Raw genomic sequence first — 22,822 nt, forward strand, 5'->3', positions numbered from 1 at the left:
AAATTAAGAGCTTAGTTTTTTAATTATCTCAAGCATATTTTCATTAGCTCCTTCTTTCATTATCTTAGAGATATTTCTTTTAAACTCTTCTTGTTGGTTTTTGTCTTGTAAAATATCTTTAATTAATGATAAAAGCGTTTCTTTATTTAAATCTTTTTGCCAAAGCACTAAAGCCGCTCCCTGCTTAGCAAAATAAGCAGCGTTATCTTCTTGATGAGAGTTTGGCATGGGAATTATGATACAAAGCTTTTTAAGAGAGCATAACTCGGTTAAAGTAGAAAGTCCGGCTCTAGTAATAACTAAATCAGCTTCACGCATAACTAAAGACAAAGAACGACTGTCTAGGAATTTATGATAAACATATTGTCCGTTGATCTTTTCTTTATCTTGTTTATCTTCATTTCTCTCTTTCTCACCCTCTTCCTCTTTATTTCTTAAAAAACCTCCAACATGAACAACTTTAGCAAAACTTAAAAGATCGTTTAAAGAAGTTTTAACAAGGTCATTAATCGCCAAGGAACCGGTACCACCGCCCAAAACAAGGATTGTCGGGAGAGTATTGTTAAAAACTTGATGATGGGAATCTTGTTTGATATTTTTCTCAGCTTCAGTTATTGTCTTTATTATTCTAAATTCTTTATTAACCGGATTACCAAGCCAAATAGCTTTACTTCCATAATCTTTAAGGTTTTTTTCAAAAGTAACGGTAATAGTTTTAGCAAAAGGGGCCATTAGGCGATTCGCCAATCCTGGTCTAATATCTTGCTGATGAACAACCACCGGAATCCTTAAACACCAAGCCGCCCAAACCGTCGGTACGCTAACAAAAGCCCCAGCGGTTATTAAGCAAGTTGGTTTTAATTTAAAAAGAAGAGATAAAGATTTAAAAAAGGCTATTTTTATTTTAAAGATATCGGTAAAGTTCCTAAAAGACCAATATCTTCTAAACTTACCAGCCGGCAAAGAATAATATGGTAGAGTATAAGGCTCTACCATAACCTTCTCCACTCCGTCTTTAGTACCAAACCAAACGGGGTTATAGCCAGACAATTTAAGATCTTCAACCAAAGCCAAAAGAGGCGCCACCGAACCCCCGGTTCCCCCACCTGAAAGAACTATGGTTTTCTTCTGATTGCCATATTCCTTATCTTTTTTCTCCTCTTTTATTTCTTCTTTTAATTCTTGCATATTGAGTAATTGATAATAAGATTATTTCTATTCTAAGATTTAAAAATTATTTTATGTTTCCAAGTCTTAAAAATTATTTCCATTTCCAAGCCTTAGAAATTATTTTTATAACTTAACTCTTTTATAACCTATCTTTAACTTGCCGATACTTACTTAAAAAAAGTTCATACTGTTTTCTTCGTACCGGGCTTGAAGCTGCCACCAAACGATCCACCGGCACCCAGCGATACGCTTTATGTTCATAAGGATTTAAACGAACAGCTTGAGGATCTTTATGATAACGCATGATAAACAATGTCTGCTTTTGTCCTTTATAACCATGCCAATGATTACTATGGGGTAGCTTATATGAATAGATGTTCTTATAAGAGGAAATAATCTCAAGATCAACAAGACCTGTTTCTTCATTAACCTCTCTTAAAACCGCTTGCCTGCGATTTTCTCCTGGATCAACCCCGCCTTGTGGTAAACCCCAATAATTATGACTACCGGCTCCGTTAATAATTAAAACATCTTGGTTGTCATTAATTATCATAGCCACTACGTTAGGTCTAAAACGCCAGCGCCTAAGTTCCCAAACTATAACTCTAGAAGGAAAAAGTACAGCCGCTCGCCAAATTCTTCGCCATCTTCGTTTCTTGCCGTCTTGTTCTTGCTTGGGTTGTGAGAAACCACGCCAAAGCCATTCTAGTCCCAAAAATCTTAACCAAGCTGGCGCTCTCTTAACCGCACCGGTTAAAAAATCAAAACTACCCCCCACGCCAATCGCCAATCTAAGACTATTAATCATGGCAGCATGATCTTCTATATAATATTCCTGTTCAGGCGCCCCCAGAGCTGAGAATAAAATCATTGGTTTAAAGTTTTTTAAGCTTTCAATATCACTATTACTATCACCACCCTTTTTAGGATAATATTCTTCCACCCTAAAAATCAAACCAGGATATTTTTTTCTTAAAGTTTTTTCAATAAGTAAACGATCTGAGAGTCCATCCGGTCGGCAAACTATTGCCACCCTTAAACCCTTTTTTTCAGCCAAACCAAGTAAGAAGCTGGTTAAATCAGAACCAGGTAAACGCTTAAACCAAGCCCCTCGTAAAACTCCGGCACAAGTTAAACCAAAACCATCCGGTATAGCCAAATGAGCCGCACTTAAAATACGGCTAAAACGCTGATTATTCTCAGCCAAGATAGCATACTCGGGGTTAACGGTTACTACATGCCTTAGACGATGTCCCCTTAAGAAACTCTCAAGAATATTAAGGTAATCTTGTCGTCCCAGGTTATCAACAGGCATACCGAGAATTTCTAGCCTAGTTGCTCTTTTTCTTAAACCGTATCTTATTCTATGTCTATACTTTTTTATCTTCTTCATATATTATATAATTAAGATTATCAGGCTTTTTTATTATTATCAACTATTACCAATAGGGCTTGACAATTCAACTTAACGATAGTAAAGTAAAATTAGCAGTCTCTTGTTAAGAGTGCTAATATAATTTAAGAATAATAAAATAATTATCAATAAATATCAATAAAAATATGTTAGACAAATTTACCAATAAATCACAAGAAGCCATCATTAACGCCCAAGTTATCGCCCAGGAGTATGGGCAACAGTATATTGGTGCCCTGCATATGCTCTTGGCTCTAATTGAACAAAATGATGGGCTAATAAAACCCATGTTAGAATCTCTATCAATAGACACCGACACCCTAAGAGATAAAGTTGAAGCCGAAATTGAAAAAATACCCAAAGTCCAAGTACAGGTATCTTCCGGTATGGTACAGGGCACTACCGAAATGGCCATGATCGTAGAAACCGCGGTTAAAGAAGCTTCCTCTATGAACGATGACTATGTTTCCACTGAACATCTTTTTCTATCAATCTTGGAAATTAAATCCCCTGCCCAAGCTTTGCTTTTAAAAAACGGCTTAAATAGAAACCAAATACTAAAAACTATTAAAGGCTTGCGCGGTGATAAAAAAATAGACAACGCGGATCCAGAAACTCGTTTTCGCGTTATTGAAAAATATACCAACAACCTAACTACCTTAGCTAAAGAAAGTAAACTTGATCCAGTTATCGGCAGAGATGATGAAATTAAAAGACTGATGCAAATTCTCTCTAGAAGACTAAAAAACAATCCGGTCCTAATCGGTGAAGCCGGTACCGGAAAAACCGCCATCATTGAAGGTCTGGCCCAAAGGATTGTGGCCGGTGAAGTTCCGGAAAGCTTAAGAGACAAAGAAATAGTTTCTTTAGACCTGGGATCTTTAATTGCTGGTGCTAAGTTTCGCGGCGAGTTTGAAGATCGCCTTAAAGCTTTAATTAAAGAAGTTGAAGCTAATGACGGTAACCTAATCCTCTTTATAGACGAACTTCATACCATTGTCGGTATGGGAGCAGCAGATGGTACCGCTGATGCGGCCAACATGCTTAAACCAGCTCTAGCTCGTGGTAGTCTTAGGGTTATTGGTGCTACTACCACAAAAGAATACCAAAAATATATTGAAAAAGACACAGCCCTAGAAAGACGCTTTCAACCGGTTTTAGTTACCGAACCAACCGAAGAAGACGCCATTGCTATTATGCGAGGTATTAAAGATAAGTACGAATTACACCACGGAGTAAAAATTAATGACGAAGCTATTATGGCGGCCGTTAGTTTTTCTTCCCGTTACATCAGCGACCGCTTCCTGCCAGACAAAGCTATTGACCTAATGGATGAAGCGGCTTCTTCTTTACGTATGGAAATAGATTCCTCCCCAGAAGAGTTAGATATTCTTAAACGAGATATTCGTCGTTTGGAAATTAAAAAAGCCGGACTTAAGGAATCACAAAAAGAAACCAAACTTAAAGATATTAATAAAGAACTATCTAATTTACGCGAAAAGGCCGGACAAATTGAAACCCGCTGGCAAAACGAAAAGAACCTAATTGCCAATATTAGAAACTTTAAAAAAGATATTGAAAACCTTAGAGCAGAAGCAGACTCTGTCCAAAGACGAGGCGATGATTTAACTAAAGTGGCGGAAATTCGTTATGCAAAAATTCCCGAACTGGAGAAAAAAATTCGCAAAGAAGAAACCGACCTGATTCGTCTACAAAAATCTGGGCAACGTCTTTTAAAAGAAGAAATAGACGCCGAAGATATTGCCAAAGTAGTGGCTCGCTGGACTGGTATTCCGGTTTCCAGAATGCTTGAATCGGAAATTAAAAAACTTTCCAGAGCGGAAAACGAACTTAAGAAAAGGGTTTTAGGTCAAGACATTGCCATCGCCGCCGTCTCTCATGCCTTGCGTCGCTCACGAGCCGGCATTAACGAAGAGAAAAAACCGGTAGGCTCGTTTCTTTTTGTGGGTCCAACAGGTGTTGGTAAGACGGAGTTGGCTAAAGCCTTGGCTGAGTTTATGTTTAACGATGAAAACTCTTTAATTCGTCTGGACATGAGCGAATATATGGAAAAACACAGTGTAGCCAGAATGGTGGGTTCACCTCCTGGATATATCGGACACGAGGAAGGCGGACAACTAACAGACAGAGTACGTCGTCGCCCATACAGTGTTATCCTTTTTGATGAAATTGAAAAAGCTCACCCAGAAGTCTTTAATATTCTTTTGCAAATTCTAGATGATGGACGACTAACTGATGCTAAGGGCAGAACGGTTAACTTTAAAAATACGATAATTATCATGACCTCCAACTTGGGTAATGAAATTATCCGTGAGTACTCTATCGGTTTTGCTGAATCTTTGGATGAACAAGCTACCCAAAACCTGCAACATGAAGAAATGAAAGAAAAAATAGACAAGATTCTAAGACAACACTTTAAGTTGGAGTTTCTTAACCGTATAGACGAAGTGGTAATCTTTAAGAGTCTACTTAAAAACGATTTATTAAAAATCATTGATCTTGAACTAGTTAAGGTGGAAGACAGATTAAGGAATAAAGACATTAAAATAAAGATTGCCAAAGACGTTAAGAAAATGTTAGCCGAAAAGAGTTTTGATAAAACCTTTGGAGCAAGACCTCTAAAAAGAGTAATCCAAAATATGATCCTTAACGAATTAGCTTCGGAAATAATCTCCGGTAAGATTAAACAAGGAGATAAAGTAACGATTTCCCTAGATGTGAAACAAAACATTCTAATGAGTGTTAAATAAAGGAGAAGTAAAAGATAAGTAAAAAAGAAAAAAGACTCTTTAAGCCATATAAACACCCTATAAACAAAGGAAATAAACCCGCCAGACACCTGGCGGGTTTATTTTTACAAAAGATCTTGTCCTAAATAATTTTAAATGGTATCATAATAATATAGATAAATTGACTTTTAAAAGAGTGTTTTTAATCTTAACGTCGGTTATATCATCATGTTATATAAAGAGAATAAGAAAAACCAAGAAAACAAAAAAACACCTCAACGATTTGAGGTGTTTAACAGTGGGGTAAGTAATAAGTTAAATACTATATTAAATAGAAACTTGAACACTAGATTACACAGTAACAAATCCTTTATTAAACAATATAATAAAACAGCAAAAGCCTTCACCCTAATAGAATTATTGGTAGTCATAGCTATCATAGGTATATTATCTACTCTAGTAATAGTAGCCCTAGGTAATTCTCGCACTAGCGCCAGAGATGCTAAAAGATTAAATGATCTAAAAGCTATGGCTAATGCTCTAGAGCTATATTATGCAGATAATAATGCATATCCTGAAGCAGATAACTTTTCTCCTGGAGATACTTTTGAAGCCGGTGGAGTGGTATATATGAACAAAGTACCAAATAATCCTACCCCAAGAACGGATGGAGATTGTCCAGATCAAGAATATAGATATGTAAAAACCAATAATAGCTATAGTATAATAGGATGTGTTGGATCAAGCTCCTTAAACATTTCTGCCGGAGGAGTTATACTTGAAACAGGGGGTTCCCTAAAATCTGTTGGAGTAATTAGTGGAATGGTGGGTTGGTGGAGATTTAACGAAGGCAATGGAAATACAGTTCTCGATTGGAGTGGTAACAACCATCATGGCACATGGACTGGTACTGGTCCTTACTATACAACCAATAGCGTTGAAGGAGGTTTTGGTGGTAGTTTTAATGGATCAAATAACCTAGTCACAATTCCCAATCATAATGATCTGAATTTTGGAACCTCAAGTTTCACCATAACCGTTTGGGCTAGCGACCACAATCCATCAGGTAATAATACTTGGGCTAATGTTATTAATAAAGGTAACCCCCGTTTAGGATATAATCCGACATATACTGGAACAGGCGCTTATGGGATAGGACGTTATACTAACGTCCAGAATCAATATCACTTCACAATCGGTGATGGAGCAATAAATAATCAAAGGGCTTCGTCAGATTTATCTGATGTAGGAGAGCCATATTATTTTCTGGCCTTATCTATTAATAGAGCTCTTGGCGAAATGAGGGCCTATGTGAACGGAGTTCAGGTGGGTGCTGTTGTAACAATAACAGCCGGATCAGTTTCAAATTCAGCTCCGCTCTACTTCGGTAACGGAAATGGATACTGGAACGGTAAAATAGATGATGTTCGCCTATATAATAAAGCGTTATCAGCAGAAGATATTCAGACTCTCTATAGCATAATTACACAGTAGATAGTAGCAGATCTTAATTTCAGCCTAAGATGGCTTCAACTCTATAAAAATATATTACTTTGTCTTTTCCTTAAAATAATGTATAATGAATATCCATACCACAGAGGGCGGTATTCGGTATTATTAAGCTTAAAACATATAAATATGATTAATAAAAACATGGTAAAAAAGAAGACTCTAAGCTCCTTATTATTAATGGCTTTGCTTTTCTCGGCTTGGCCTTATTATTCTCAAGCACAAACAATAACAGGCACCTTTAATCCTGGTAATATTATCAGCGACCGAGAAATCTTGGATAATAACACCATGAGCGAAAGAGAGATCCAAGCTTTTCTTGAAAGCAAAAAAAGCTTTCTGGCTAATTATAAAGTAATAGACGATCAAGGTAATGAGATTTTAACTTCCCGCGCTATCTACGACCGAGCACTTACTAACCGTCTAAGCGCAGAGTTTATTATTGTCATGTTACAAAAAGAAATGGGTCTTATTGAACTAACCACCATACCGGATAATCGTCGCCGGGTAGACTACGGCATGGGCTACGGCTGTCCAGATAGTGGGGGTTGTAATCCTCGTTGGGAAGGCTTGTGGAAACAAATTAACAGTGCCACTTTGCAATTTAGAGATTACATGGATAACCCCGGACGCTATCGTTTCCAAGTCGGACAAACCTATACCTTTAATAATCAATTCTCCACTCTGCAACAAGGTCCTCTAAATGTTACCATTGAAAACCGTGCCACCGCTTCTTTATATAACTACACCCCGCATGTCTATAACGGTAATTACAACTTCTGGAGAATTTGGCAACGTTACTTTACCAAAAGCTATCTTAACGGCTCCCTACTCCAAGCTTCAGGTGAAGCCGGAGTTTGGTTAATCCAAGATGGCCTAAAACGTCCCTTCCTTTCTCGTAGCGCCCTTACCTCGCGTTTTGACATTAACCATATCCAAATTGTTAGCCGAGGTGACCTGGATAAATATCCAACAGGCACTCCGATTAAATTTTCGCAGTACTCTGTCGTAAGAATTCCAACTGGTAGGATTTATCTATTGGTAAATGACACCAAACGACACTTTGTTGACATGGAAGCCTTTAGAAAAGTCGGTATCCATCCGGATGAAGTTATAGCCGTTACACCTGAGGAAATAGCTTCATATAAAGACGGAGTATCTATTACCGCCAACGACGCTTATCCAGCCGGAGCTATCTTACAAAACAAACACACTGGTGGTATGTATTGGATAGACGGACAAACCAAGGCTCCTCTTTTGGATAAAGTTCTCTTAAGTACTAACTTTAAAAACCAACGCTATATCCAGGTTGATCAAACCATACTTGATACCTTTACTACCGTTGAACCCGTTCGCTTAATGGATGGAGAACTGGTTAAAACCATTGACAATCCCGTAGTCTATGTTCTTGAAGACGGCTTAAAACGCCCGATTTCTTCTGAAGCGGTCTTTTTAAGGCTTGGCTATAAATGGCCTAATATCTCAATCGTCTCAGATCGCCTCTTAAACCTTCATGAAGAGGGTGAATTAGTAATCTCACAATAAATTTATGGCTCTTTGTTCGGCCGCGCTAGTGCCCCATAGTCCTCTTTTGGCACCCAATATTGGAAAAGAAAACACTGCTTTTTTTGCCGCTACCATTAAGGCTATGCAAAATCTTAGCCAAGAAATAAAAGAAGCGGACACAATTATCGTTATCACCCCACACGGCTTAAGAATTGATGATCAAGCGGTCTGGAATATCTCGCCTGAGTTTAAAGCCGACCTAAGTGATTTTGGAGACTTGGTAACAGACTGGCGCTTTAACGGTGATGTTTCCCTACCGGCTCGCTTTAGAGAAAAAGCCGAAGATAGTTTTCTTACCAAACTATTAACCCAAAAGGGGCTTGATTATGCTTCCTCAATTCCTCTTTACCTGTTAAATATAGCCGGTACCAATATTCGAGTATCTCCGCTCTCACCTCCCAAAAGAGGTCTTTTTGAGGACTACATTAAATTTGGCATGGTTTTAAGAGATTTAGTATTGGACGAAAATAAAAATATTGCTCTAATCGCTTCCGCTGATCTTTCACATCGTTTAAGTAAAAAAAGTCCAGCCGGCTATTCATCCAAAGCCGCCAAACTTGATCAAAAGATTATTAAGGCTCTGATGGAAAAAGATGAGGAGACTCTAAGAAAAATAACAGATAAAAACTTAACCGAAGCCGGCTTTGAAGATTATGATGTTCTATTAGTTTTCTTCGGCTTTATTAAAGAGACTGGCTACAACTTGGAAACTCTTTCATATGAATTCCCTTTTGGCACAGGGCACACAGTTTTAAAACTCAAACTTGATCACGAGGAGAAAGATTAGCTAAGATTTTAAAAAAATAAGCCCAAGGAGCGCCGCTATCACAAAGCTCTTTGGTGTCATTAAAGGCGCGTTCAATAACTTCGCTAGGATAATCCTTACAAACCTTAAAAACCGCGTTACGTTTAAAACCCGGTACATTAAGCTCTTTAATTATTCGCAGAGCCAAGTCTTGCCAAGGATAAGCTGGAGGAGCTTGACGCTGCTTATTCTGGGCAAAAATATCCTTTAGAGAAACTGGCTTTTTCTTATTAAAAGAAACCATGATAATAAAGATAAAAGATAACTAATTAAAAAATATATTTTATATATTTTAATTATAGCACTATCTTAGAACAAAATAAAGATGAGTAAAAAAACAAACGAAGTAACACCACTAAATAAGCTAAAAAACCGTATATTTAAAATAAAACTTGCTTTTTATATTCTTTTTACAAAACTTGCTTTTTACCTAAAAATACATTAAGATAACCTTATAATAATAAAAAATATGTCTATTCTTGCTTTAGTTATCCATCCTAACGATATTTTAAGAGCAGTCTCCGGAGCGGTACCGATTGAGGCGATTAAGAATTATCGCCAACTGGTTCTTGATATGAAAGAAACCATGATCGCCAGAAGAGGTATCGGCTTAGCAGCCCCACAAGTGGGACAAAATATCCGCCTAATAATTGTCCAAACTAAAGATGGTCCACAGGCTCTTTTTAATCCCGAAATTAAAGATTCTTCAGAAGATCAAGAATGGGGAGAAGAAGGCTGCTTATCCATTCCGGGGGTTTTTGGAGATGTAGAAAGACATAAAAAAATTCAATGCGAATATTTTAATGAATTTGCGGAACCAAAAAAACTAGAGGCTGAAGGTTTAATGGCCAGAGTTATCCAACACGAAATAGATCATTTAAACGGTATTCTTTTTATAGACAAGGGTAAAAATATTCATCAAAACTAAAGACCATGGAAAATAATAAGCGCCCGAAAAAAATTATCTTTGCCGGCACGCCGGCTTTTGCTGTACCTTCGCTAGAAGCTTTAATTAAAGATTCTCGTTTTACAGTAGTGGCGGTTATTACCCAACCGGATATGCCTGTTGGGAGAAATAAGGCGATTATTGGTTCACCAGTTAAACAATGCGCTGTGCGTCATAATATACCAATACTCCAACCTTCCAGCCTTAAGTTCATCATTGAACAAATAAAAGAATATGAACCAGAGGCTATAGTCGTAGTGGCTTTTTCTCAACTGGTTCCACCGTCTGTGCTTAGTATTCCGCCTTTTGGTTGTGTTAATTTACACGGCTCTCTTTTACCAAAATACCGGGGTGCCTCGGTTGTCCAAGCCCCTATTCTTAATGGAGATAAAGAAACTGGTGTAACGATTATGGTGATGGACGAAAAGCTAGATACCGGACCGTTGCTTTCTGAGGCAAGATATGTTATAAAAGATAACGAAACAGCCGAGAGTTTAGCTGAAGAACTTTCTCAGCTAGGTGCAGAAATTTTGCCAGATACTTTAGATAACTACCTTGAAAAAAAGCTTTTGCCAACACCCCAACCAAAAGACGCTCCTTCAGTCTATGTACCAAGACTAGTTAAAGCCGATGGACTTATAGACTGGAATAAAGAAGCGATTTATCTGGAGAAATTTGTCCGAGGTATGACACCTTGGCCTTCAGCCTGGACTTGGCTTAAAGGCAAACAACTAAAGATTCTTGAAGCAGATAATTCTCCTCTACCATTTAATCTCCATAAACCAGGAAAAACTTTTTTATATAACAGTTGTCTAGCAGTACAATGTGGACAAGACTCATTGTTGGTAAAAAAATTGCAATTAGAGGGTAAGAAAGCTTTAACAGCTCAAGAGTTTGTACGAGGTTATAATGACTTTATAGGACAAACTTTAGGCTAAACCATGGTCCCTTCGTCTATCGGTTAGGACATCAGGTTCTCATCCTGAAAAGAGGGGTTCGACTCCCCTAGGGACTACTAAATATAAAACAGACACTTTACACTTGAAGTGTCTGTTTTATATTAAAGACTACAAAACGCTTAAAGCTTGGATTTCTTCTTCACTTAAAGCTCTGTTATATAATCTTACTTCATCAAGATAACCATGAAAAAAAATAGAGCTTTTATAACCACCTATTTTATTATGCCAACCTATCTCACCGGTATCCAAATCATTTCTTGAACCCACTAAATTACCGTTATTATAAACTCGAGCATTCACTTGATCTTCTCTTACAATAGCTATAACGCTATCGGCGTTAATGGCAATAGTCGGAGACAAAGAAATGGCTAAACCCCTTAAGTTAACAGCTGAAGAGGAAATTCTAGCGTTATAAGCTCCTGTACTCGATCCTCCTAAGATACCTGGAAAAGCTCCATTAGCGGATAAAAATTTAGCATAAAATATTAAGGTCATATCATTATTATTAGAGGGTATGCTAGGAATCGCAACATAAGAAGAAGAACCGTTAAAAGCTATACAGCTACCGGAAAGACAGTTATTACCAGTTTCCCAAACAGCTCCGTCAGTTAAAGTTCCATGACGGTTATTACCGGAAAGATCATAGGCTATACTACCTGCAGCTTCATCAAATTTCCAATAAGCAATCAAAGAATCCATTGGTCCTAACTGTTGAGTACCTTGGGTGGAAAAAACAACCCCTCCAGATGGAAGCTCTCCTTGAGGTGAGCCTAGACAAGTAACGATATTATATGAAGGACCGGAATTAATATAACGATATTCTTGATCAGGACAACCTCCGTCCGTTCTTGGAGTAGGATTATTGGGTACCTTACTCATGTAGACTATTCCACCAGCTTCTAAGGGCTGTCCTGGAGAAAAATTAGCTGCTTGGGGATATGAGTTATTATTTGCATAATATAGCTCTAGGGCATTAGCCATGGCTTTTAGATCATTTAGTCTTTTAGCGTCTCTGGCGCTGGTTCTTGAATTATTTAAAGAAACAATGACTAAGGTAGATAATACACCAATGATAGCTATAACTACCAAAAGTTCTATAAGAGTAAAGGCTTTCTTTGGCTTATTGATAAAATCCATAAGTTAAATAAGTTTATCTATCTCCTCGGCCATAAGTCTATCCTTTTGGGTAATTATATCTCCCTGATCGTGGGTACAAAGTTTAATCATTACTTTGTTATAGGTATTAGTCCAGGTGGGATGATGATCCATTTCTTCGGCCAATTCAGCTACTTTGGTTATAAAAACAAAAGCTTCTTTAAAATCTTTAAAGACAAATTCTTGAACTAAAGAGTTGTTTTGTTCTTGCCACATATATTAATAATTTTTCATTTTTAGTTTGTTAACCTCTTTAGAAAAGAAATTTAACAATTCTTTTTTAGTCGGTTTTTTAAAATCAAACATGATTATATCTGTCTCAACTATGTCATCAAAATACAAAAGTTGTTCTAAAAATATTCTGTCATTAAACTCCGAACCGAATTTTTTTAAGGCCGAATCAATAATCTCCTTTAAAGAAGCTATTTTCTTTTTAAGACCGCAATATAAATCAATATAATCTTTCATTTCATCACGTCGTCCAATAGTATAAGCCTTGGTGGCTAAAATTTCCTTAGCCGAAAGTATTGATACATATTCTGTCTTTCTTAAAGGAGCTACCAAGGGGAAAGGATAATGTAGGAAAGTTATCTTAACGGAATTAACCAAAACCGTTAACTCTTTTTCATGAGAAACCATTATTTGCAATGGAAAATCTTTAAAAATTTTATTAACCTTAGTGATCAAGCTTTTCTTGATTGTTTTTTCAGTAAAAAGATCAAAATCAACAGAAACACGGTGTCCAATCAAGAGAGACAACCCCGTCCCGCCAGCCAAATAAAAATCTCCTTTAAACTCATTTAAAGAAGGCAACAACTTTTTAGCTTCTTTAGTTAATGTTTTAAGATGAATTATCATTTAGTCAACAAAATAAATAATTTCAAGGTTCTCTCGGGCAAAGCCGAGCGACCTTTGGCTAAAGCGACTTCCTTAATTATTTTAGCTGGATAATTATTAAAAAGCCATCGCCAAGCAGACAAATCTCCGTATTTTAAAACTCTTTTAATAATAAGTTTTTGATCATCCTTTAAATCCAGTTTGTCTTTTTGAACATCCCAAAAGAAATTTAAAATTGTTGTTGGAATAGATTTTTTCATATACTAATATTATATCACATATACAATATTATTACAATACATTTTTTAAAACAATTTTTAAAACATTATACCTTGGGCTATAATTTAATAAACCCGCCAGGCGGCTGGCGGGTTTAAACCATTGATTTTATTACCTTAAATTACCACCATTCCTTACCTTGTCTAACCAAAACTTCTTCGGCTATTTTTTTATCCGCTAAAAGAATAGCGGCTACTCTGTCCAGTCTGGCTGCTTGTGAGCCTTTAATAAAAACAATATCCCCTGCTTTTATTTCCTTAAATACTTCTTCCCCCGCTACTGTTGCTTCAGTAAAATGACTAATATTTTTAGCGGGTAATCCGGCTCTACTTGCCGCTTCACCTATAATCTTAGCGTCTTCTCCAACTGTAATAAGTCTATCTATTTTCAATTCAGCGCATTTCTTCCCCACCGCTTCATGGCCACTAACAGACTCTTCTCCAAGCTCTTTCATATCTCCCAAGACAGCTAAAACTCTGCTCTTATTTTGTTCAGCTACTCGAGCTGTAACAGACAAACCTTCAATCATAGCCTCTGGTGAAGCGTTATATGAGTCATCTACTAAACAACTACCATTTAAACCGGCTAAAACATGCATACGTCCTGGTACCGGCGCACAAGATTCAATCGCCTTACTAATCTCAATAGCGTTTAAACCATAGCTTAATCCAACCGCCGCTGCTGCCAAGGCTGAATAAACCGAAGTTTGGGCAAAAGAATAATTAATTCTCACCGGTACTGAAGAACCATCGGCCGTTAATTTAAAGGTTAAACCACCTCTTGGAGCTTCTCCTTGTTGTAAAAATATTTTTAGAGCCTCAGCTCTAACTTGAGCCCCCTCGTTAAAACCGTAATTAACCGATCTAATGGGTAGATTAGCAAAAATATTTCTGCAGTTTTCATCGTCATAATTATAAAAAGCAAAGCCGTCTTGGGTAATACCTTTAGCTAATTTTATTTTCTCCGCATGCAGGGCCTGCTTGGAAGGAAAAAATTCCAAATGAGCACTTCCGAGTTTAGTAATAACAGCGCGGTGGGGACGAGCAAGAGATAAAAGATAATCCATGTCATTTGGTCTATCTATACCCATTTCCAAAACCAACATTTCGGGATAATTCTTATCCTTAAAGATTAATAACTTAAGAGCTTTTAAAATAACTCCTAACCAAGGAAAAATTGAACGTCCACCACTAATGGAGCCCAGTACGGTCAAGGGTAAGCCGAATTCATTATTATAATTTTTAAAACTCTCACGAACGCTAAAGCGCGCAGCTAAAACACAAGCGACCATAGCCTTAGTAGTGGTCTTACCCACGCTCCCGGTTATCCCAATAATTTGTGGCTTATAACGTCGTATTACCAAACGAGTCAAATAAGCCAAGATTTTTTGCACTAAGAAACGAAACATATATGAACATTACCCTTAATTAATATTTTAATAACTTTACTCTACTATTACTCTATTATCTTATAATAACCTTATTATATACCAATCTATCCTTAATCTATTATTTTTAACACCTTTTAACTTAATTTTCAAGTGGCCTGTCTGGCTTAATCTGCCAATGATTAATTAAGAAGTCTGTTACCTCTTTAGCTAAAGGTACCACTGTGCTTTCCGCATAAATAGCCGAACGAGGCTTAGAGAACTGGGTAAGGATAACAAATTTAGGATCAGAGGCTGGTACAATCCCTATAAAGGTATGATCATAGTGTCCACTGTAGCCACGAGTAGAGGCGGAAGCTACCTGAGCCGTACCGGTCTTACCAGCAATATAATAACCCGGTGTTTGGATTCTTTTTGAGTGCCCTTTCTCCACTACGTTAACCAATATACCATTTAAAAGAGCAGCTGTTCTTTCGCTAATTACTCTAGGTTGTTCTGGTATTGGGGTAATAAAGCGTTCGCCTTCAGCAGAAATTATTTCTTTAACCAAATAGGGTTTAGGTAATTTTCCGCCATTAGCGATAACAGCATATGACATAACCATTTGTAAAGGGGTAACCGTTAAACCTTGCCCGAAGCTGGCAGTAGCGGCTGAAATCTCGGTAACTTGTTTTCCGGTAATACTCTTGATATTACCTTCTCCCTCTCCCTGGAGTTCAATCCCCGTCTTTTCTCCAAAACCGAATTTCTTAACATAATCCGCAAAAACTGCCGGACCAACTTGTTGCATAGCGTAAATAGCCCCGGTATTTAAAGACTGCTCTAAAACCTTATTCATATCAACTAGCCCATGCCCCCCTTTTTGGGCAAAGTCCGAGTTACGAATTGGACGATGCCAACCAGGAATCATAATTTGCCCATGATCAACATAAGTGCTAGCAGGCGTTACTTTTTCCTGATCAAGAGCAGCTGCCATGGTAATGGCCTTAAAAACCGAACCAGGCTCATACTGATTAAAAACTCCGGGATTGTTAAAGACTTGAATATTTTTGGTTTTTTCATAAGTATTTGGATCAAAGTCCGGTGAACCGCACATAACTAAAATCGCTCCGGTCTTGGGGTCAACCACAATCACACTACCATTATCTGCGCCATGCCTTAAACGAGATTCATTAAGCATCCGGCAAGTATTGGCTTGCGCCAAGCGATCTATGGTTAAAACCAAACTGTCTCCGTCTTTTTTCCTAAGATGTTGGCGGTTGTTAACAATAACCGTTCTTCCACTACCTCGCTCCGAACTAACCGAACCATATTCCCCAAAAAGACGGTTATCAAAAAATCCTTCAAGGCCATAACGACCGCGTTGTTCGTCGGTATCATAACTGGTAAAGCCCAAAATATGCGAACCAAGGTTAAGCTCGGGATAGAAACGCTGAGGCATTAGATGAAAACCAAATTGCGGCAAAAGAGGTTTTCTGGCATCAAAAAAACCCTCCATAGTCATCCGCCCACTCTTTATTTCAAACTTCTCCGGTTCAATATAATTATCTTCATCACTTAGCATAAAAGAATAGAATCTTTTAAGATCATCTAAAGAAATCTTTCTTTCAACCATTCTGAACTGACTTCTTGGTTTATCTAAATTTTGCCGATACTTTTCAAGCTCCTCGGCTTTTTTTTCTTCAAAAAGCTGTTCTCTTCTCAGGTTTTCAATCTCAAGGTAAGTTGAATCTCTCCACAAAGCCTCTTCTTCCGCTCGCAGTCTTATTTCATGGGCCTCTCTTTCTTCTTCCGGTAAAGACCCAAGCTCCAGTAATTTAGCATCTAAACCACCAAAGCGTTCTCGACGTAAAATTTCTTCAACCTCTTTTTTAACATCTTCTTCTTTAAAAAATGTAAAAAGTTTTTCAGAGGTTTGCTCCAAATCTTCAATAAAGATCGGGACAGCAAAAAGTAAGGCAAAGTCTTTGTTAATCGCCACTGGATAAACATTTTCCGAAGATTCGTAATAGTTTTCCTGTAACAAAATCTTACCTCTTTCTGGGATAATAATTTGAGATTGACTATGAGCGGCTTGCGCCATTACACTATATTGTTCATGGTGTATAATCTGCAATTGAGCCAAGCGAACTGCTAAAAAAGCGAACAATAAAAAAATGCCCGCCGAGATAATCGTCATCCGACGACTTTCAACGACGGGCAAACTTTTAGCGCGACGGCTAGAGAAACGATTCATAGTTTTAACGCTGAGCCAATAAGACGCTGTCTGATAGATAATTAATATGTGAGGTCGGTACCAGTCTTAATTGACTAAGCCGCTGATTAAGATTACGAGTAGAAGCCAGATCAACCATGCGACTTTCCATGTCTTGTTTAGCGAATAAAAGACTGTCATGACTAAGTTTAAGATCTCTTAGCTCAAAGCCTTTAACGGACAAACTGTTAACGGTGATAAAATAAGCAACAGATGATATAACCACAGCAATAATTAAACAAAGATTAATAACCGAAAAAAGGGAAGAAAATTTATTGGTTGAATTAGAGTTATTCATAAGCTTTATTTAATCTTTTTGAGCCTTGGCTCTTTTAATTTTTATTTAATGATTAATTAATAACTAATTTATTCCCAATGGGACTATAGCTTCATAGCCGCTCTAAGCTTAGCGCTCCTAGCTCTGGGATTTTGTTCTATTTCTTCATCTGAAGCTGTAATCGGTTTTTTGGTAATAATCCTTAAAGTGGCTTTATGACCACAACGACAATCTGGTGTTTCTTTTGAACAAAGACAGTCTTTGGCTTCTTGTTTGAAAAAGTTTTTAACCACTCTATCTTCCAAACTATGGAAACTTACCACCGCCAATCTACCTCCTGGGGCCATAATCGGCCAAGCGCTTTTAAGGGCTATCTCCAGATTATCCAATTCACGATTAGTAGCCATACGCAAAGCCTGAAAAGTACGAGTGGCAAAATGGATTCTTCCGTGCTTATATTTAGACGGAACAGCTTGGGCCACAGCTTCAACCAATCTAGCCGTATCTTTAATCGGCTCTTCTCGGCGTAACTTATCTATGGAACGAGCAATCCTTAGAGCAAAACGCTCCTCCCCGTACTGTCTGATTATCTCAGCCAAAGCAGGGACGGGCGTCCGGTTGACAATTCGCTCGGTGGCACCCTTTGGTACCAGTGAACCAAAAGCCATATCTAACGGACCAGCCGACTGAAAAGAAAATCCGCGATCCCTGTCTTGGAGTTGAGCTGATGATAAACCCAGATCAAAGACAAGACAATCGAGCTGAACTTTTTCTCCGAAAGTTTGGCGGCAAATTGCCACAAGATCTTTAAAGTTGGCATGATTAATAAATATATTACCGACGCCATTTTCGGTAATTTTTAATTTGGCGTTTTCAATGGCAATTTCATCCGCATCAAGGGCTAACACTTTGCCTTTTTTCCCGACTTTATCAGCCAGAGCAAAAGTGTATCCCCCACCACCCAAGGTGGCGTCCAAAACCGTATCGCCGGGTCGCGGATAAAGTACGGACAAAACTTCTGTCAATAAAACCGGCGTATGTTGGTACATGGGATGACTGCCTTAAATTTCAAATTTCAAATTTCAAATAATCTTGAAATTTAGAGTCTGAAATTAAAAGAATTGTTAATTTATCTCGCCTAAAGTTTCAGCGATTTCGTTACTCTGTTTTTCGGTTTGCTCTTTAAGCTTATTCCATTCACTCTCGTTCCAGATTTCCAAACGGTTATATAAACCAGCCACTACCGCCTTTTTCGCTAAACCGGCAAACAACCTTAAATATTCTGGTACAGTAATCCTACCCTGGTTATCAAAATCAACCTCCATGGCTCCGGCCAGGATAAAACGGGAAAGCTGTCTGTCTTTGGTTTTGTTAAAAGGCAAAGCCGCGATCTTTTCCGCTAAAATCTTCCATTCTTTTTTCGGATAAATAACCAAACAGTTATCTAACCCTCTGGTTACTACCGCTCCACCACGTAAAAGCTGGCGGAACTTGGCTGGTACAGCCACCCGACCCTTCTCGTCAACAGTGTGATTGTATTCCCCGATAAACATGAAAGTTTAAGTTATAAGGGCTAAAACGGTTATGCAGAGGTTATCCACACAATTCCCCACTTTCCCCCTCTAATATGTAATTATACACCATTTAAGACCACTGGTCAACGGATATGGGTCAAGTAATATTTTCTCCAATAAAAATAAGGCTTTTTGTAAAAAGATAATAAAAAATCTGCCAGTTATACACAGGCAGATAAATGATAATAGGGATCTTAAAAAAGAAAAACTCCTTTAAGGTGTGGATTAAGCTCTACGTTTAAGAGTAACGCTCGGTGGTCTGTCATAACCGGGCTTAACTAAAGAAAAATCATTAATTTTCAAGGCTTTTCCGTGGCTAGGTTTAACAGGTATACCCAAAGCATAGCCTAAAGCATTAGCCGTAACCACCCCGATCCTTAAAGAGGTAAAACCAGAACCAGAGTTCTCCACTATAATGGATTCTATATCGGATAATGAAAAACCTTTTTTCTTTAAGCTTTTATCCAAAAGGGGCAAAAGCTTTTCGGCTTGGCTTTTAAGAGCTTTAACGGATAAATCTGCTAAAACAACCTTATTGTCCATAAGCTTGATATTTATAACATCATTTAAAACAGTATTGATATATAACTTCATATAAAGACATTATACAGCACTAAGGAAAAATAAAAAACCCCGATTTTAATAAACCGGGGTATATTGTGCTGAAAGAACGATTAGAAAGCTTTGTAGGCGGTTATACTAACCCCCCTTCCACCAAGTTCAAGTACTCTCACTTCGAGTACACCCTGACTTTGGTTATAAGCCACGGAATGTTGTATGGTTGCCCAAACAACATTTGATCCCCAGTTTCGTCCATATTTAATTTGGACTATACCGGAAGTTGGTAAGGAGTTTTTATGTATTCGCACTAACCACCAGTCCGGAAATCCTGGAGCGGTAGAATTATTGTTCAGTGTTTGCGGAGAATTCAAGCCAGTAATACTATTGACTTGAAAAACCGAAGTATGCGGAGTCGTTAATCTGTCTTTATTGAGAAAGATTTTAACAGTATCCCCGTTAAGAGATATGTCAAATCTCGCGACAGGACTGGCTCCTACATCACCTGTCATTCCTGGCAAATTTGTCGGATCACCTGATATAGTATGCGCTATACCATTGACCCACTTAACACAAAGCTTTGACTCTGCCTGTACCCAATAGGCAGACGACCAATGTGGAGGGTTCGGTGCCATCCAGGCATAACAGTTTGCGGGAAAATTGCCTCCGTAGGCAAATTTCCTAATCTGGTTGTTAGATACTAATTCCCAGTAAACATAGTAACTATGTCCATTAATAATTGTATCCCTAACAAGATTTAAAGGAAACCAACCCGCTACTTCCGAAAAGACGATAAACGGTGCTGTAGGAGTACATACTATTTCCACAGCTTCTTTTAAGTTAGCATAGCCGACATACCATTCGTTGCCTATCTGGGTTCCAGGCAGTCCAATGAAAAGTGGTTTTGAAGCACCGACTCCTGGACTATAGACATAAATTACTCTGCAGTAATTATATGTCTGACCAGTGGTTTGAACTGTTAAACAAATATTGTAAGCTCCAGTTGAATTGTATTTTTTAGATACAACCCTACCGGTATCAGTAGTGCCGTCTCCAAACGTCCATGTATAACTTATGATATTTTGGAGGTTGGTTATAGCCGACAATAGACCTAATTGTCCCGCGGCTAAACTATCGTTAAGTGAACCACCTGACGGACTAGTCAATGTAAAATTGACTTCATTTCCACCGGATGGAGGTGCTGCGGGGTTTTCAAACTTCTCACAGCCAAAAATTAAGACTGTAAGAAGTAGTGGTACTAAAATTAATTTTTTCATGATGTTTTTGTTTTGGTTTTTGTTTTTAAAATTTTTTTAATCAGGAACAGGTATCATGAACCCGTCCTTTTTGGTATTCCAATATTGAACCTTTTCGACTCTCAATGCAGGCCAAACTATGTCTCCGGAACGAAGAAGAGCTCCGTAACCAAGGCCAATATAGTCTGGTTGGTCATAGTCATTTTGTTCAGGGTCAACTAAGATTTTTCCCCAACCTGAAGCATCCGTAAACACTTGATGCTGATGCTTCCAGCTGTTAGTTGAATGCATTACAAAGTGGTACTGAAAGTCCTCTCCATAGATGGGCGTATTGTTCACCCATATAGGGACTTCCCAGTCCGCATTGTAATCGTCCCATCTCACATATTCATCCCCGTATTTACCGGGAGGAGTTGGGTTAAATTCAGACACAGAGACCATTTTACCGTCAAAAACGGCAAAATGTACGCATTTTGTATCTATATTGAAGTAGGGACTTTTTTGCATTGGTAAGTTTGCATCAGCTCTTTTAATGTCAGACCAATACATAGCAATAATGCGATTATATGATCTAAACTTAAATTCATAAAGCCCGTTTCCATCGGAATCATAAATGAGAATTTCTTCCCAACCTGATCCGTCAGGTTTTGGTTGCAGATCTGAGGCTGCATATGGAGTCTTGTACCTTTTGGGCACAGCCAACTCCAACACATATTCATACATACCGATTTCCGGAAGGTATGTTGACGACTTTAATTCCTGCGCTTCAGAACGAGGTGCAAAGAATAAAATCATCAAGAAAGCAAAAAACAACAAAGTTAGTTTTTTCATCTTATATTTTTTAATTTTTTGGGTTTATTTTTTAAAAAACTTCTCTGAAATAATTTTCAGATATCGCCTCGGAAAGGTTTTTCCGAAGCATTATCTGTAAACAATTTGGTGTTGTTAAGCTGTCTTAACCTTAGTGGAATTGTTAAGTTCTGCTTTCGGGGTTTTTTTACCCAATAAAACTTCTTTATAAACACTGTTAATCTTGGCGGCAATATCTTCCCAGTTATAATAATTAGCTACTCTTTCTCTAGCTAATAATCCCTTGGTTTGTAATTCTTCTTCATTGGCTAAAATATTATTAAGTTTGGCAACTAAATCATTAACATCTCTATTCTTAAAAGAAAATCCTGCCTCAGCTACCACCTCGGCATTTTCCGGAATATCGCTCACCAAAACCGCCTTACGTCTGGCCATGGCTTCTAAAAGCGCCAAAGAAAGTCCTTCAGACTCGGAAGGTTGAACAAAAAGACAAGCGTTCTCATATAACTGTGCTAAAGTATCTCCTGTCTGATTACCAGTAAAAATAATACGCTGATCGTCTTTGGCTAGCTCTTTAAGTTCGGCTACGTAGTCATCCGTAAAAGAACCTTCCCCGACAATCACCAAGCGCTTATCTGTTTTAATTTGTTTAAAAGCTTCAATTAGATAACCAAGGCCTTTATGTCTAATTAAGCGAGAAATCGCCACTAAGTAATTGTCTTTTTCAAGTCCCCAATCTTTAAGTAAATCATCACGACCAATTACCTCATAAAGATTAGCACCGTTGGGAATTACTTTTGGAGAAAGACCATAAGATTGTTCAACATAATCTTTCATTGATTCAGTAATAACCAAAACTTCATCGGAAAAACGACACATGAATTTTTCTCCCAAACGAAGCATAAAACGAGCTAAAGTTCCCCACTTCTGGTGCTGGTAGTCTCTACTTTGCAAAGTTGAAACAATCTTAACTTTAGGATTAATAATTTTAGGCAACCAAGCGGTTAGAGCTGGACCAATGCTCTGGTAATGTATAACATCAACCTTCTTAAAGGCGGCATGAACAGTAGCTAAGAAAGAATGACTAATAGCATCCAAATGTTTAGAAGGAATTGTCGGCAAACTAAGCAAAGACACTCCTTGGTAATCAAGAAGATACTTAGAGGTATAATTCGGCCTGGTGTAGACAGTAACTTCGTGTCCGTAAGAGGCTATTCTAACTGAAAGATCTTCAACATATCTTTCAACTCCGCCACCTACAGCCGGTATACCTTTTTGTCCGATAAAAGCGATTTTCATATAATAAAAAATTCTTA

General features: G+C 37.9%; 22 protein-coding genes and 1 tRNA gene. 7 read left to right on the plus strand and 16 right to left on the minus strand.

What is annotated here, in order from left to right; genetic code table 11:
- Positions 1-3: 3 nt before the first annotated feature.
- Positions 4-1,188: an undecaprenyldiphospho-muramoylpentapeptide beta-N-acetylglucosaminyltransferase gene (gene murG / locus QY321_02540; GenBank protein WKZ24471.1), complete on the minus strand. Its 1,185-nt coding sequence runs from the start codon at positions 1,186-1,188 to the stop codon at positions 4-6.
- Positions 1,189-1,309: 121 nt separating this feature from the next.
- Positions 1,310-2,563, minus strand: a complete 1,254-nt coding sequence (locus QY321_02545) for a WecB/TagA/CpsF family glycosyltransferase (protein WKZ24472.1) — start codon at positions 2,561-2,563, stop codon at positions 1,310-1,312.
- Positions 2,564-2,730: 167 nt separating this feature from the next.
- Between QY321_02545 and QY321_02550 the strand changes: the two genes are divergently transcribed.
- The 4 genes from QY321_02550 (at position 2,731) to QY321_02565 (ending at position 9,196) form a co-directional block, all read left to right on the plus strand.
- Complete coding sequence (locus QY321_02550; protein WKZ24473.1) at positions 2,731-5,355, plus strand: AAA family ATPase; 2,625 nt, start codon at positions 2,731-2,733, stop codon at positions 5,353-5,355.
- A 207-nt stretch (positions 5,356-5,562) separates the two neighbouring features.
- A complete protein-coding gene (locus QY321_02555; GenBank protein ID WKZ24474.1) occupies positions 5,563-6,828 on the plus strand; it encodes a prepilin-type N-terminal cleavage/methylation domain-containing protein in 1,266 nt (421 codons plus the stop codon).
- Between the two features lie 144 nt (positions 6,829-6,972).
- Positions 6,973-8,388: a hypothetical protein gene (locus tag QY321_02560; GenBank protein ID WKZ24475.1), complete on the plus strand. Its 1,416-nt coding sequence runs from the start codon at positions 6,973-6,975 to the stop codon at positions 8,386-8,388.
- A gap of 4 nt (positions 8,389-8,392) precedes the next feature.
- Positions 8,393-9,196, plus strand: coding sequence for a class III extradiol dioxygenase subunit B-like domain-containing protein (locus QY321_02565; GenBank protein ID WKZ24476.1), 804 nt, complete (start codon positions 8,393-8,395; stop codon positions 9,194-9,196).
- Here the strand turns inward: QY321_02565 and QY321_02570 are convergent.
- Positions 9,168-9,458: a hypothetical protein gene (locus tag QY321_02570; GenBank protein WKZ24477.1), complete on the minus strand. Its 291-nt coding sequence runs from the start codon at positions 9,456-9,458 to the stop codon at positions 9,168-9,170. The two genes, QY321_02565 and QY321_02570, sit on opposite strands and share 29 nt — an antisense overlap.
- A 225-nt stretch (positions 9,459-9,683) precedes the next feature.
- Between QY321_02570 and def the strand changes: the two genes are divergently transcribed.
- The 3 genes from def to QY321_02585 all read left to right on the plus strand — a co-directional run bounded on the left by def (position 9,684) and on the right by QY321_02585 (position 11,175).
- On the plus strand, positions 9,684-10,142 hold the full coding sequence (gene def / locus QY321_02575) for a peptide deformylase (GenBank protein ID WKZ24478.1): 459 nt from the start codon (positions 9,684-9,686) through the stop codon (positions 10,140-10,142).
- 5 nt (positions 10,143-10,147) lie between these two features.
- A complete protein-coding gene (fmt, locus tag QY321_02580) occupies positions 10,148-11,098 on the plus strand; it encodes a methionyl-tRNA formyltransferase (GenBank protein ID WKZ24479.1) in 951 nt (316 codons plus the stop codon).
- 5 nt (positions 11,099-11,103) lie between these two features.
- Positions 11,104-11,175 (plus strand) — tRNA-Glu (locus QY321_02585).
- A 52-nt stretch (positions 11,176-11,227) separates the two neighbouring features.
- Here QY321_02585 and QY321_02590 read toward each other — a convergent pair.
- The 13 genes from QY321_02590 to QY321_02650 form a co-directional block, all read right to left on the minus strand.
- Positions 11,228-12,256 carry a prepilin-type N-terminal cleavage/methylation domain-containing protein gene (locus tag QY321_02590; protein ID WKZ24480.1) on the minus strand — a complete coding sequence of 343 codons (1,029 nt, stop codon included), beginning with the start codon at positions 12,254-12,256 and terminating at the stop codon, positions 11,228-11,230.
- Positions 12,257-12,259: 3 nt separating this feature from the next.
- Positions 12,260-12,490, minus strand: coding sequence for a 4a-hydroxytetrahydrobiopterin dehydratase (locus QY321_02595; protein ID WKZ24481.1), 231 nt, complete (start codon positions 12,488-12,490; stop codon positions 12,260-12,262).
- Positions 12,491-12,493: 3 nt separating this feature from the next.
- On the minus strand, positions 12,494-13,132 hold the full coding sequence (locus QY321_02600; protein ID WKZ24482.1) for a nucleotidyl transferase AbiEii/AbiGii toxin family protein: 639 nt from the start codon (positions 13,130-13,132) through the stop codon (positions 12,494-12,496).
- The gene (locus QY321_02605) at positions 13,129-13,371 is read right to left on the minus strand and encodes a hypothetical protein (protein ID WKZ24483.1); all 243 of its coding nucleotides are present in this window, start codon (positions 13,369-13,371) and stop codon (positions 13,129-13,131) included. Before QY321_02605 ends, QY321_02600 begins: the two co-directional genes overlap by 4 nt.
- 140 nt (positions 13,372-13,511) lie before the next feature.
- The gene (locus QY321_02610) at positions 13,512-14,798 is read right to left on the minus strand and encodes a Mur ligase family protein (protein WKZ24484.1); all 1,287 of its coding nucleotides are present in this window, start codon (positions 14,796-14,798) and stop codon (positions 13,512-13,514) included.
- 121 nt (positions 14,799-14,919) lie between these two features.
- On the minus strand, positions 14,920-17,013 hold the full coding sequence (locus tag QY321_02615) for a penicillin-binding protein 2 (GenBank protein WKZ24485.1): 2,094 nt from the start codon (positions 17,011-17,013) through the stop codon (positions 14,920-14,922).
- 4 nt (positions 17,014-17,017) lie between these two features.
- Positions 17,018-17,329, minus strand: coding sequence for a hypothetical protein (locus QY321_02620; GenBank protein WKZ24486.1), 312 nt, complete (start codon positions 17,327-17,329; stop codon positions 17,018-17,020).
- Positions 17,330-17,412: 83 nt separating this feature from the next.
- Entirely contained in the window at positions 17,413-18,357 is a 945-nt protein-coding gene (gene rsmH / locus QY321_02625) for a 16S rRNA (cytosine(1402)-N(4))-methyltransferase RsmH (protein ID WKZ24487.1), read from the minus strand.
- A gap of 75 nt (positions 18,358-18,432) precedes the next feature.
- Entirely contained in the window at positions 18,433-18,861 is a 429-nt protein-coding gene (gene mraZ, locus QY321_02630) for a division/cell wall cluster transcriptional repressor MraZ (protein ID WKZ24488.1), read from the minus strand.
- Between the two features lie 246 nt (positions 18,862-19,107).
- Positions 19,108-19,425, minus strand: a complete 318-nt coding sequence (locus tag QY321_02635; protein ID WKZ24489.1) for a hypothetical protein — start codon at positions 19,423-19,425, stop codon at positions 19,108-19,110.
- A 131-nt stretch (positions 19,426-19,556) separates the two neighbouring features.
- Positions 19,557-20,717, minus strand: a complete 1,161-nt coding sequence (locus tag QY321_02640) for a PKD domain-containing protein (protein WKZ24490.1) — start codon at positions 20,715-20,717, stop codon at positions 19,557-19,559.
- Between the two features lie 36 nt (positions 20,718-20,753).
- The gene (locus tag QY321_02645; GenBank protein WKZ24491.1) at positions 20,754-21,527 is read right to left on the minus strand and encodes a hypothetical protein; all 774 of its coding nucleotides are present in this window, start codon (positions 21,525-21,527) and stop codon (positions 20,754-20,756) included.
- Between the two features lie 114 nt (positions 21,528-21,641).
- Positions 21,642-22,805, minus strand: coding sequence for a glycosyltransferase family 4 protein (locus QY321_02650; protein ID WKZ24492.1), 1,164 nt, complete (start codon positions 22,803-22,805; stop codon positions 21,642-21,644).
- Between the last annotated feature and the right edge of the window lie 17 nt (positions 22,806-22,822).

This window comes from Patescibacteria group bacterium (assembly GCA_030583705.1).
In the GTDB taxonomy this organism is placed as follows: Bacteria; Patescibacteriota; Patescibacteriia; order Patescibacteriales; family Patescibacteriaceae; genus Patescibacterium.

What these genes read in the sequence shown, in the direction of transcription:
- murG (WKZ24471.1), bottom strand. Translation starts at nt 1,188, where the DNA reads ATGCAAGAATTAAAAGAAGAAATAAAAGAGGAGAAAAAAGATAAGGAA.
- QY321_02545 (WKZ24472.1), bottom strand. Translation starts at nt 2,563, where the DNA reads ATGAAGAAGATAAAAAAGTATAGACATAGAATAAGATACGGTTTAAGA.
- QY321_02550 (WKZ24473.1), top strand. Translation starts at nt 2,731, where the DNA reads ATGTTAGACAAATTTACCAATAAATCACAAGAAGCCATCATTAACGCC.
- QY321_02555 (WKZ24474.1), top strand. Translation starts at nt 5,563, where the DNA reads ATGTTATATAAAGAGAATAAGAAAAACCAAGAAAACAAAAAAACACCT.
- QY321_02560 (WKZ24475.1), top strand. Translation starts at nt 6,973, where the DNA reads ATGATTAATAAAAACATGGTAAAAAAGAAGACTCTAAGCTCCTTATTA.
- QY321_02565 (WKZ24476.1), top strand. Translation starts at nt 8,393, where the DNA reads ATGGCTCTTTGTTCGGCCGCGCTAGTGCCCCATAGTCCTCTTTTGGCA.
- QY321_02570 (WKZ24477.1), bottom strand. Translation starts at nt 9,458, where the DNA reads ATGGTTTCTTTTAATAAGAAAAAGCCAGTTTCTCTAAAGGATATTTTT.
- def (WKZ24478.1), top strand. Translation starts at nt 9,684, where the DNA reads ATGTCTATTCTTGCTTTAGTTATCCATCCTAACGATATTTTAAGAGCA.
- fmt (WKZ24479.1), top strand. Translation starts at nt 10,148, where the DNA reads ATGGAAAATAATAAGCGCCCGAAAAAAATTATCTTTGCCGGCACGCCG.
- QY321_02590 (WKZ24480.1), bottom strand. Translation starts at nt 12,256, where the DNA reads ATGGATTTTATCAATAAGCCAAAGAAAGCCTTTACTCTTATAGAACTT.
- QY321_02595 (WKZ24481.1), bottom strand. Translation starts at nt 12,490, where the DNA reads ATGTGGCAAGAACAAAACAACTCTTTAGTTCAAGAATTTGTCTTTAAA.
- QY321_02600 (WKZ24482.1), bottom strand. Translation starts at nt 13,132, where the DNA reads ATGATAATTCATCTTAAAACATTAACTAAAGAAGCTAAAAAGTTGTTG.
- QY321_02605 (WKZ24483.1), bottom strand. Translation starts at nt 13,371, where the DNA reads ATGAAAAAATCTATTCCAACAACAATTTTAAATTTCTTTTGGGATGTT.
- QY321_02610 (WKZ24484.1), bottom strand. Translation starts at nt 14,798, where the DNA reads ATGTTTCGTTTCTTAGTGCAAAAAATCTTGGCTTATTTGACTCGTTTG.
- QY321_02615 (WKZ24485.1), bottom strand. Translation starts at nt 17,013, where the DNA reads ATGAATCGTTTCTCTAGCCGTCGCGCTAAAAGTTTGCCCGTCGTTGAA.
- QY321_02620 (WKZ24486.1), bottom strand. Translation starts at nt 17,329, where the DNA reads ATGAATAACTCTAATTCAACCAATAAATTTTCTTCCCTTTTTTCGGTT.
- rsmH (WKZ24487.1), bottom strand. Translation starts at nt 18,357, where the DNA reads ATGTACCAACATACGCCGGTTTTATTGACAGAAGTTTTGTCCGTACTT.
- mraZ (WKZ24488.1), bottom strand. Translation starts at nt 18,861, where the DNA reads ATGTTTATCGGGGAATACAATCACACTGTTGACGAGAAGGGTCGGGTG.
- QY321_02635 (WKZ24489.1), bottom strand. Translation starts at nt 19,425, where the DNA reads ATGGACAATAAGGTTGTTTTAGCAGATTTATCCGTTAAAGCTCTTAAA.
- QY321_02640 (WKZ24490.1), bottom strand. Translation starts at nt 20,717, where the DNA reads ATGAAAAAATTAATTTTAGTACCACTACTTCTTACAGTCTTAATTTTT.
- QY321_02645 (WKZ24491.1), bottom strand. Translation starts at nt 21,527, where the DNA reads ATGAAAAAACTAACTTTGTTGTTTTTTGCTTTCTTGATGATTTTATTC.
- QY321_02650 (WKZ24492.1), bottom strand. Translation starts at nt 22,805, where the DNA reads ATGAAAATCGCTTTTATCGGACAAAAAGGTATACCGGCTGTAGGTGGC.